14 protein-coding genes are annotated in these 8,540 nt (G+C 63.2%); all 14 read right to left on the bottom strand.

Annotation, left to right across the window (positions count from 1 at the left end; translation table 11 throughout):
• Nucleotides 1–131 precede the first annotated feature (131 nt).
• The 14 genes from WFJ01_RS18885 to WFJ01_RS18820 all read right to left on the bottom strand — a co-directional run bounded on the left by WFJ01_RS18885 (nt 132) and on the right by WFJ01_RS18820 (nt 8,521).
• Nucleotides 132–911 (bottom strand): ribonuclease H-like domain-containing protein, encoded by a 780-nt coding sequence (locus WFJ01_RS18885; RefSeq protein WP_336630022.1) that lies wholly within the window; start codon nt 909–911, stop codon nt 132–134.
• Entirely contained in the window at nt 908–1,141 is a 234-nt protein-coding gene (locus WFJ01_RS18880) for a hypothetical protein (RefSeq protein ID WP_336630021.1), read from the bottom strand. Before WFJ01_RS18880 ends, WFJ01_RS18885 begins: the two co-directional genes overlap by 4 nt.
• 406 nt (nt 1,142–1,547) lie before the next feature.
• Nucleotides 1,548–2,102 carry a GIY-YIG nuclease family protein gene (locus tag WFJ01_RS18875; protein ID WP_336630020.1) on the bottom strand — a complete coding sequence of 185 codons (555 nt, stop codon included), beginning with the start codon at nt 2,100–2,102 and terminating at the stop codon, nt 1,548–1,550.
• Nucleotides 2,099–2,773 carry a DUF7341 domain-containing protein gene (locus WFJ01_RS18870; RefSeq protein ID WP_336630019.1) on the bottom strand — a complete coding sequence of 225 codons (675 nt, stop codon included), beginning with the start codon at nt 2,771–2,773 and terminating at the stop codon, nt 2,099–2,101. Before WFJ01_RS18870 ends, WFJ01_RS18875 begins: the two co-directional genes overlap by 4 nt.
• A gap of 151 nt (nt 2,774–2,924) precedes the next feature.
• Nucleotides 2,925–3,305 (bottom strand): hypothetical protein, encoded by a 381-nt coding sequence (locus WFJ01_RS18865; RefSeq protein ID WP_336630018.1) that lies wholly within the window; start codon nt 3,303–3,305, stop codon nt 2,925–2,927.
• 163 nt (nt 3,306–3,468) lie between these two features.
• The gene (locus WFJ01_RS18860) at nt 3,469–3,726 is read right to left on the bottom strand and encodes a hypothetical protein (RefSeq protein ID WP_336630017.1); all 258 of its coding nucleotides are present in this window, start codon (nt 3,724–3,726) and stop codon (nt 3,469–3,471) included.
• A gap of 463 nt (nt 3,727–4,189) precedes the next feature.
• Entirely contained in the window at nt 4,190–4,621 is a 432-nt protein-coding gene (locus WFJ01_RS18855) for a hypothetical protein (RefSeq protein WP_336630016.1), read from the bottom strand.
• On the bottom strand, nt 4,621–5,091 hold the full coding sequence (ssb, locus tag WFJ01_RS18850) for a single-stranded DNA-binding protein (protein WP_336630015.1): 471 nt from the start codon (nt 5,089–5,091) through the stop codon (nt 4,621–4,623). Before ssb ends, WFJ01_RS18855 begins: the two co-directional genes overlap by 1 nt.
• Nucleotides 5,088–5,396 (bottom strand): hypothetical protein, encoded by a 309-nt coding sequence (locus WFJ01_RS18845; RefSeq protein WP_336630014.1) that lies wholly within the window; start codon nt 5,394–5,396, stop codon nt 5,088–5,090. Before WFJ01_RS18845 ends, ssb begins: the two co-directional genes overlap by 4 nt.
• Nucleotides 5,397–6,017: 621 nt before the next feature.
• Nucleotides 6,018–6,446, bottom strand: coding sequence for an HNH endonuclease (locus WFJ01_RS18840; protein ID WP_336630013.1), 429 nt, complete (start codon nt 6,444–6,446; stop codon nt 6,018–6,020).
• Nucleotides 6,443–6,706: a WhiB family transcriptional regulator gene (locus WFJ01_RS18835; protein ID WP_336630012.1), complete on the bottom strand. Its 264-nt coding sequence runs from the start codon at nt 6,704–6,706 to the stop codon at nt 6,443–6,445. Before WFJ01_RS18835 ends, WFJ01_RS18840 begins: the two co-directional genes overlap by 4 nt.
• A 186-nt stretch (nt 6,707–6,892) precedes the next feature.
• Nucleotides 6,893–7,552, bottom strand: a complete 660-nt coding sequence (locus WFJ01_RS18830; protein WP_336630011.1) for a DNA cytosine methyltransferase — start codon at nt 7,550–7,552, stop codon at nt 6,893–6,895.
• Nucleotides 7,549–7,899, bottom strand: coding sequence for a hypothetical protein (locus WFJ01_RS18825; RefSeq protein ID WP_336630010.1), 351 nt, complete (start codon nt 7,897–7,899; stop codon nt 7,549–7,551). The genes WFJ01_RS18830 and WFJ01_RS18825 overlap by 4 nt, the downstream gene beginning before the upstream one ends.
• A 67-nt stretch (nt 7,900–7,966) precedes the next feature.
• The gene (locus WFJ01_RS18820; RefSeq protein ID WP_336630009.1) at nt 7,967–8,521 is read right to left on the bottom strand and encodes a hypothetical protein; all 555 of its coding nucleotides are present in this window, start codon (nt 8,519–8,521) and stop codon (nt 7,967–7,969) included.
• Nucleotides 8,522–8,540: the final 19 nt, after the last annotated feature.

Genomic DNA, 8,540 nt, shown 5'->3' with positions numbered 1-8,540 from the left:
TCCAGGGCTCGACGCCGGAACTCCGGCGGGTGGGCAGCAGGCATCTCACGGACTCCTTCCGAGACGATCATCGCCTCAACTCAGTTGTCCGGGAAACCGGGTCAGGCTCCGGCGTGTCAGTTCCCGGGATGTCATCGGACGATCCTGCGCGTGGTGCGGTTCTTGACGATGTTGGATCGCACCCAGTTGCCGCACCCCTGGCACGAGTACAGGGCGTACTCCGTCAGGGCGGTGAACGTCGAGTCGCCCTCAGACTTCAGCTCCGGCGAACCGCACACAGGGCACCCGGTGTCGTTCCCGGCGATGAGGGGCAGGTTCACACCAGCAGGCAGCCATGGCAGGAGACGCAAGTACAGCTTCTCCGTCAACCGGACGTCCTGGATGCAGTACCGCTCCATCAGCCGGCGCGACTTCTCGTCCCCGTCGATGACACGCATCCACAGGCCGAAACCGTCATGGTGCGTCTTCGACCCGAGGCCGAGCTGCTGGGCGACGAAGTCAAGCTTCTTCGACAGGGGCCGGAACTCGCGGCGAACAACCTTGAGGAGGTCGATCGTCTTGTACGGTTTCGGGCGTGACATGCCGAGGCGGGCGAACTCCCAGTTCAGGTGCTTCATGTCGAAGCCGTCACCGTTGTACCAGACCACCACGTCCGCTTCTGAGAGAAGCTGGTGCGCGTGGGTAACCATGTTGTCGGCACCGTGCTCCCACTCGGAGAAGTGGTGCACCGTGCTCTCCCCGAGCCATTTCGCTGCGAACGACAGCAACGTCAACGGCTCCACCACTTGGGTGAGGCTGAAGTTCTGGTTGAACATCCCGAAGTGACGGGATAGTGCGGGTTTCGTTTCGATGTCGAGAGTGAGGATGCGTGCCCGTCGCACATCGGTGTGCAGCTTGTTGAGGAAGCTCATGCGAGGAGGCCTGCTCTCCACTCACGGAACGCGGTCATTCCGAACACCGGGGCAGGGTAGTCCTCGTCCTCTTCGAGGATCGGTTTCAGTTCCGGGTTTGACCATGACTTGCTGCGCAGTGCCTTCGTGACGGAGACCCGTTCAGATTCGGGTAGCTCGTCCAACCAGAGGTCGTACGCTTCGGCAGCAGTTCGCGGTCGTCGGATTTCCAGCTTCTCGGTGAATGCCACCGTGACTCCTAGGTTCGGCCCTCTCGGGCGCCGATGTGTCCCTGTGAAGTTGTGGTTGCTTTGTTCCCGGCGCGTGCTCGGCCCCGCGGTCACGCTCGAAGCGCGACAAATAGTGTTTCGGGGGCACGGGCCGGGAAGACTGAAGGGAGGCGACCACGCCCGGGGGCGGCTCCGCCGTTTGATGTGTGACCAGCCGCGGGCGGGGTCGCACATGTTTGTGTTGGCCGCATTCGACGCGGCTCCTCAACCCACATGCGCCAGGACTAGGGGACGCCGGCTGCTTGGGGAGGTATCAAAAAAGCCGCCCACCTGATGGTGGAGCGGCCTGGATTCGGGCGCAATTATCCCGAGCCCTCTCATGATAGCGCAAAACTACACGCTTGTCATTAGTGTCCTCGTCGGCGTGTCATCCCGTGCTGCGGTACTCGTGAGCGAGCGCGGAAACGTCCCCAAAACGCTCCCGGACAGACGCAATGTGTTCCATGAGTGCCGGGTGTTCAGCAAACCACTCCCGCCCTCGACGCAAGTGGGACCGGAAGTTGTTGTGCATCTCGTGTTCCAGTTCCATCGTGCCGGGGTGAGCTGCAAGCAGCTCGGCGTTCGGCGGATACGCACGCATCCGCTTGGTGATGTCGGCCGCGTACCCGATCTTGATGAGGTCATTCATGCGGATGTAGTACACGAATCCGGGTTGCCGTTTTCCGCGAAGACGATCGGCTGCAGCCTGCCGTGCATCTTCACGCTCCTTCGCGCGTTGCCGTCGCATGACATCGAGGATCTCGGCATCAACGGTCTCGCCCCTGGGCCGGTTGTCGATTCCGTTCGCGATCTCGAGAGCATGCTCGGTGCAGATCGCGTGCCCGTCGACGTAGAAGGCCGCACGCCCCGTCACCCCGAAAGGGTGCCCACCGATCACACACGAATCGGGGAACCCCTTGCCCTTCCAGATGTACTCGATCATGTCTCCTGCATCTTCCCAGCAGCCTCCGACATTGCGGCTTCGTGCGCCTGCTTCCGAGCAGCCACATCAATCCCGAGCACGGCCGCGAACCTTTCGAACTGTGCTGGCGACCAGACCGCACCACACGCAAGGCACCTGGCGTCCAGGGTCTCTCCCGTCATGCGCGAGCGGTGGAACCTTAGCGCTGTGCCGCGGACTTCCTCCCCCGCCGAGATTGAGTACACGTACCTTTCCCCGCAGTTCGGGCATGGCCCCTTGATGTCCGCAAGCCTCGGTGGGTCGAAGAAGTCACGGATCTGTGTCTCCCATTTCGCGACCACGTCTTTCGCATACCAGTCGCGTGGGCCGGCCGTGACGATAGTCTCGGGTTCCGCCCAAGCAGCCCACTCGGTGAGCATCGCTTCCGCTTTGTCGCGACCGGGAACCCGTTTGAAGGCCTGAACCCACACCTCTGCGATCTCCCGGTCGACCTGCATGTACAGGTCGAGTGCGGCTTCGGAAATCGGAAGGCGGGCCTGCATCGAGCTCGAGCCGCCCGTGCTCTCCATGCCCCCGAAGACCGCATCCCGAAGCTGTGAAATGAGAGAGGGCACCGAGTGGAACTCGATACCCTCATCCGTCGTAACCGCGACTTGGTGGTCTCTTGTCAAAGTCTCCACGTCAACGCTCATCGTGTTCCTTCCTCATCGCTCGCGCCAATCGTGCGATCTGTGGCATGGATCGGACAGTCATCGGATGGTGCCACGCGGAACGCTGCGCGCTGGTGACCGAACGCATCCGTCGCCCACTCCCACTGCCCCGAGCACATGCATTCTCCGAGGCTCATCGCTCTGCGCTCCCATCCGTGCGGTTCGGGATGATCTTCCGGACCATGTCCTGCACCTGCTCGACCGTGATGTTGACGTAGATGGGCGGGTCGAAGTGCTTGCCGTCGGTGTAGTGGTCCGCCTCGACTCCGTCGAGCGTCCCAGCCCGCACGGGATTGTGGATCGTCCCGATCCTGACCAGCTCGACCACATGGCCTGCGGCGCGGATAGCCGGGACGAGGTACGCCTGCACGAGCGCGTACAGCAGCTCGTCGGTGTCGAAATCGGCGTCCGTGTCGAAGCGATCCCACCACCAGTCGTCGAGCGCGTCGCCGTCGCCGAATCCCCACTTGCTCATGAGGCTCTCGGCGTCGAGCAAGAATCCGTTCTCAGCCATGGCTCAATCCTCCTCCAGCCCGATCGTGCGGGTGGGCGTGCTGAACGGTGCGGGACTCCCAGCGACGGTTGCACTTGTCGCAGTAGAGCGTCGCCCTCGCGACCGTTGCCTTCACTCCGATGCCGCTCATGCTTCCTCCTCGTGACGAATCGTGCGGTTGGGGCTAGTCCCGGGAGCGGCGCTGTCTGTCTTGCTCGATGCTGGTGAGCGCCGAGAGAATCTCCTGCTCGATGCTGAGCCCGAGTGGACCGAATCCCATTGACCGGATGACCTTGTGCATCGACTCGATGAACTCGCGGTTGCGGTCCCGGTCTTCGCGTACCCTGTCGATCGCGAAATCCCAACCGGCCTGGTAGACGGCGCGGACGCCTTGCTCCGTGAGGAGTGCCTGGAGTTCGTCATCGGTGAGCGGCTTGTGCATGTGGTGATCCTTTCATTCATCGCTCGTGCCAATCGTGCGATCCGTGTGGCATCGGCATCCGCAGCTCCACTCCTCGCGGAGGTGGTCGTCAGAGCGGTCGGGGCAACCACAGTCCCGGCACCCGGTCTTTCGATCCGCGGCACAGTCGCCCTTGCCGTTGTGCGGGGCCATCGGGTCGTATCCACACGCTGGACAGTCCAGCGGATCGGGCCCCACCGTGCGATTCGGCGTCGTCTGGTTCGTCCGGCTCGTCTCGAAAACGGGGGCGGGCATTGTCGGCCCGTTCGGACCAATCGTGCGGTTGGCGCGGGCTTGGTCCAGCCGCGTCAGAAGACGCCTGGCGTTATCCCTGTAGTAGTTCCGCGAGACCTCGTCGATATGTCCCCATGGGAAGTCGCGCGCCGAACGTCCGGTGTGGGTGTGCAGCGTCTTGGCGACCATCTCAACGTCCTCCGGGGCGTGTTCACTCATCGCTCGCGCCAATCGTGCGGACGGCACCCTCGCCCATCCACCCGTGCTGAGGGCACGGACGCGGCTCCGCGCCCTCGGGCAGCATGTCGGCACAGATACACCGAACCGTGCGATCTGCGTGGTGTCGGCGGACTTGCCCGACGACCCTCTCGTAGCCGATTCCCTCGGTCAGTACCTCCACGAACACGGCTTTCGGATCGTCGTAGATGATCCGGCCGGGCATCATCGGGGCGAGGGAGATCCCGGCGTCGCTCTCGATGTACTCAGTTGCTTCACGGATCGCGGCCCAGAGGGCGTCCCGCTCGGCCTCAGCCTCCGCGCGCAGCTTCTCCTCCTCGAAGTGATGCAGCTCACGGGCGTGCATCTCCTCGACGGTCTCTTCGAGGGCGGCGGCCACTCGTGCGAGGTCGTCTCGGAGGGTCATCAGAACGGGACCTCAGCGGCAGCCCAGGCGTCCGTCTGAGTGCCCGAAGGAGTGGACCACGGCTCATCACCCGTACCACCCTGCGTTCGGCTCGCAGTGGGGCTTGTGGATGCGGCACGGGTGACCTGTGCTGTCGCGCGCTTCAACGAGACAGCGAAGTCGATCACCTCAAGCTCCGTCGACGAGCGCTTCTGCCCTTCGCGGTCCTCGTACTGGCGGGTGTGCAGCTTCCCAGTGATGACGACCTGTGACCCCTTGTCGAGGTTCGATGCAGCGATGTGCTCAGCGAGATCCTTGAACGCCGACCAGCGGACGTAAAGGCTCTTCCCGTCCTTCCACTCCTGGGTCTGCTTGTCGAGGTAGCGGTCGGTGGACGCTACAGTTCCCGACGCGATCGGAACACCCGACTGGCTGTACCTGAGCTCGGGCTGTGCGGTTAGGCCGCCGTGGATGGTGATGGTTGCAGTCATGCTGTTCTCCTGTGGTTGAGTTCGGGCCATTCGGCGCGGTCGAAACGGGCGGGCAGGTATCCGAGGTTCTTCCGGATGACCCGCACCTGTTGCAGTAGTTCGCCGCTGCGGTGGGCGATCACCGGGTCTGGGATGCCGGCTTTCACGAGCGCTTCGATGTACTCGTGGGTGTTGCGTTGTGTGGGGCGTTTCGGTTCTCGTTTCTTGGCGAGCATCCTTCGCAGTGCTTCCCCGGGTGTGATGTGTTCGGTCTCTGCGATCTCCTGGATCTGCCACACGTCGCGCGGATCCAGGTCGACAGTCACCCTCATGTGGTGTCCTTCGCGTCTCTCGCACACCGGTCACAGGGCAGCGGGTAACCGGGATGGTGTTGGCATTCCGGTGCTCGCTGCGGTGTCGGTGTCGGCTTGTTCTTCTCGACCTTCGCGGCCTGCTCGTATCGGGTGCGTGCGGTGGCGCAGGGGCGGCATGGGTCGTCGGTGCCGTTGGGGTGGCGTTTGCAGAATGGGGAGAGGGGCGCGTCAGCGTCCTCCCCTCCCTTCCTTTCCTTTCCCCTCCCCTCCCCTCCTGGGACGAGTTTGTGCAAACTCGCGTGAGTTTCTGCGGGGTCGGGTGAGTCAAGGTGAGCGCACACGGGGCACCGTGAGTTCCAACGCGTATCAACCCGTTGGTGGTCAGTGAATCGCGGGATGGACAGATAACCCCTCCCATCAGGGAGAACTATCCGCTCCACTCGTCCAGCGCTGATCAACAACTCCAGCAGTGCCGACCCGTCGACCGGATCAGCGGGAAGGATCTTGAGCTTCAGTCCGAGGGGATCGTCCGAAAGATGACCGCGATCGCACGAGTTATTCCACATGCCGATGTAGAACAGTCGCGCCTCGAACGGGAGGGCGATGATCGTCCCATCAGTCCAGAACTCCGGCTTAATTGTCCGGATTCTCGCCATTGCCCCTCCCCCCGGAGCTCATGATGAACTCGGCTGTTGACTCGCTGATCTTCCGCCACCAGTTCCCATCCGCGTCGGGGGCGTCGAAGTAGATCACCCACCCGTCGTCTACGCGCCATCCGGGCCAGAGCTCGGGGCGCGCGTATCGGGGGACGGCGAATCCTTCGAGGATCGCAAGCCGTGGGTTCTCCGTCTTCCACCGGTGACAGCCGCATCCGAATGCCCCGCCGAGGAGTTGCAGGTTCGCTGGGGTCGTGTTGAACGGGTCACGGTTCTGCCTGTGGTCACGTTCAGTCGGCCCCGGGTGACCGCAACGCACACAGCGACCCTTGTCCCGTGCGGTCGCGTCCGCGTACGCCTTCTTCTCCTGAGCTGGTGTGAGCTTCTCCCCCTTCGGTGCGATCATGACTGTCTCCTCATCCCCCTCCGTTGCCGGGCGGTCTTGCCGCCCCAGACACCTCGGGTTTCGTTCGCCCTGAGTGCGTACTCAAGGCACTGTTCGGCGACCTCGCACCGTCGGCACATGTCGATCGCTCGTTGTGCGACTTCCCTGTCACCCGCATCCGGGAAGTAGTCGTCACCACCGGTCTGTGCACACAACGCGTCATCGATCCAGTCCTCACGGATGATGACCATATCCATCAGAGACGCGATCTGGTTAGACATGGGAAGTCCGTTCGCGCCAGTACGGCTTGTGGCATCCGTTCGGGCAGTCCAGCGCGTAGCCACACGGCATAACCCCGTGCGCTTTGGTCCCTCTCCTACACCGACTGCAGCATTGCCGGTCGGGTTCGTCGTGTGGGTGTGTGGTTGGGGCGGCGAGGGCACCAATACCCAAAGCCGTAATCGCGTTCATGCGGTCACTTCCTGAAGATGATTGATCAGCTGACGGCCGATGTGCTCCGTGTATGCCGGGGGGATTGCTTCGCTGAGCTCGCGCAGCTGCATCCAGTCGATGCCCATGGCCTTCTGCTGTGTCTCGAGCGGGATCCGCCACACGCCGACTTCCACTGTTCGGCGGAGGTTCGTCCGGTTCGTCGCCGGTGGGAATCGCGGCGTCTGCCATGCGTGGTCGCAGGGCGGCGGCACGAGCGGGATGTTGCTCTCGAACAGCCGGTGGCGGCGCACGTCCAAGGCGAAGCTTGACCCGCAGTAACAGACCGGATCGATGAGCTCAGAGCGGGCCATCTCGACGTTCTCTATCACGTACGGCAGCCCCAACTCCTGCAGTGCCTCACGGGTCTGCGGAATGAGGTTCAGATAGTTGTCACCGACACCACCGCCGCGCCGCCGATATGCGGTGAACTTCTGGCAGGGCGGCGAGGCGTGAACCGCATCGTACTCATGACCATGTGCGCGGACGAACTCGATCGCGTCGACAACGTGGTGCTCGAACGGGTATCGGTCCTGCCGGTTGATGTCCACGCCGACGACCTCGAACCCGGCACGGTGGTAGCCCATCGCCGCACCGCCAGCACACGAGAACAGATCAAGCAGTCTCGGGCCGCTCACGCGGTCACTTCCAGTTCGAGTCGCGCTACCCCGCCCGGTTCGTAACGGATGATCGGCCCGAGCTTGTTCATGTACTCGGGGGTGTCGTCTGGGACGATCCCGGCGTCAACGAGCCCGTCGCACATGGCCTTGAAGGTCGGGTAGATGTTGTCGCTGTCACGTCTCCTGCGATCCGTGACCACCCACACCAGCTGAACGGTGATGTGTGAAGCGGACGGCAGGAGGGTGCGGGCAGCGATGCGTGCGGCGTCACGAACCATCCGTGTCTTCTGAGCCTTCGCCGCCCAGTGGAGGCGCTGGTTGGCGTTCAACGGTGGGCGTTCCCACCAAAAGGTGAGTACCGTCATCGGTCCTCCTAGATGCGAGGAAGGGCACGCCCCGGAGGACGTGCCCTTCAAAAGATGGAAACGGAGGTCAGGCCGATTCGAGTTCGGCTTTCCGCTTGTTGGTTGCGGTGATCACGTCAGGGTGTTTCTGCACTCCCCGTTTCTCCGCAAGCGCCCACGCTGTCTTGAGTGCTTCGATCGACCCCGCGCTAGTGATGTCCGCCAGCGCATCGGCGAGCTTGGTGGGGTCGGTGGTGTCCTTGATCGGCTGCACCGTGTATGGCTCCCGCTTCCCGCGGGTGACCGTGAGGGCGACGGTCAGCGGTTTGTCGATGTGGCTCAGGGCGCGGATCCGTATCCCGCCCACAGCATCGCGCCCGAATTTGATCGTCGGATCACCGTAGAGTTCGATGCGCCGGCCAACGTACTCCGCCGCGTCAGTCCCCCACGCCGCAATCAGCACGCGCCGCATCGACTTACCCGGCTTGTACGGTCGGCCCGGATGCTCCGTGTTGTGCAACTCGACCGGCTGATCGGGTGGCCCTTGCTTCACCGACTCGACCGTGATCGTCATCGGCGCGGTTGCCACATCGTCAAAGTTGAGTTGGTCGCTGCGAGGCTCAACGGTCTTCGTGATATCCATCACGCAACTCCTTCCTTGT

It is taken from the genome of Microbacterium sp. MMO-35 (assembly GCF_037147555.1).
Classification (GTDB): Bacteria; Actinomycetota; Actinomycetes; order Actinomycetales; family Microbacteriaceae; genus Microbacterium.
Note: the sequence above shows the minus strand (reverse complement) of the source record. Positions and strands in the feature narration are given on the sequence as shown.

What these genes read in the sequence shown, in the direction of transcription:
- WFJ01_RS18875 (WP_336630020.1), bottom strand. Translation starts at nt 2,102, where the DNA reads ATGATCGAGTACATCTGGAAGGGCAAGGGGTTCCCCGATTCGTGTGTG.
- WFJ01_RS18885 (WP_336630022.1), bottom strand. Translation starts at nt 911, where the DNA reads ATGAGCTTCCTCAACAAGCTGCACACCGATGTGCGACGGGCACGCATC.
- WFJ01_RS18860 (WP_336630017.1), bottom strand. Translation starts at nt 3,726, where the DNA reads ATGCACAAGCCGCTCACCGATGACGAACTCCAGGCACTCCTCACGGAG.
- ssb (WP_336630015.1), bottom strand. Translation starts at nt 5,091, where the DNA reads ATGACTGCAACCATCACCATCCACGGCGGCCTAACCGCACAGCCCGAG.
- WFJ01_RS18820 (WP_336630009.1), bottom strand. Translation starts at nt 8,521, where the DNA reads ATGGATATCACGAAGACCGTTGAGCCTCGCAGCGACCAACTCAACTTT.
- WFJ01_RS18855 (WP_336630016.1), bottom strand. Translation starts at nt 4,621, where the DNA reads ATGACCCTCCGAGACGACCTCGCACGAGTGGCCGCCGCCCTCGAAGAG.
- WFJ01_RS18835 (WP_336630012.1), bottom strand. Translation starts at nt 6,706, where the DNA reads ATGTCTAACCAGATCGCGTCTCTGATGGATATGGTCATCATCCGTGAG.
- WFJ01_RS18870 (WP_336630019.1), bottom strand. Translation starts at nt 2,773, where the DNA reads ATGAGCGTTGACGTGGAGACTTTGACAAGAGACCACCAAGTCGCGGTT.
- WFJ01_RS18840 (WP_336630013.1), bottom strand. Translation starts at nt 6,446, where the DNA reads ATGATCGCACCGAAGGGGGAGAAGCTCACACCAGCTCAGGAGAAGAAG.
- WFJ01_RS18865 (WP_336630018.1), bottom strand. Translation starts at nt 3,305, where the DNA reads ATGGCTGAGAACGGATTCTTGCTCGACGCCGAGAGCCTCATGAGCAAG.
- WFJ01_RS18825 (WP_336630010.1), bottom strand. Translation starts at nt 7,899, where the DNA reads ATGACGGTACTCACCTTTTGGTGGGAACGCCCACCGTTGAACGCCAAC.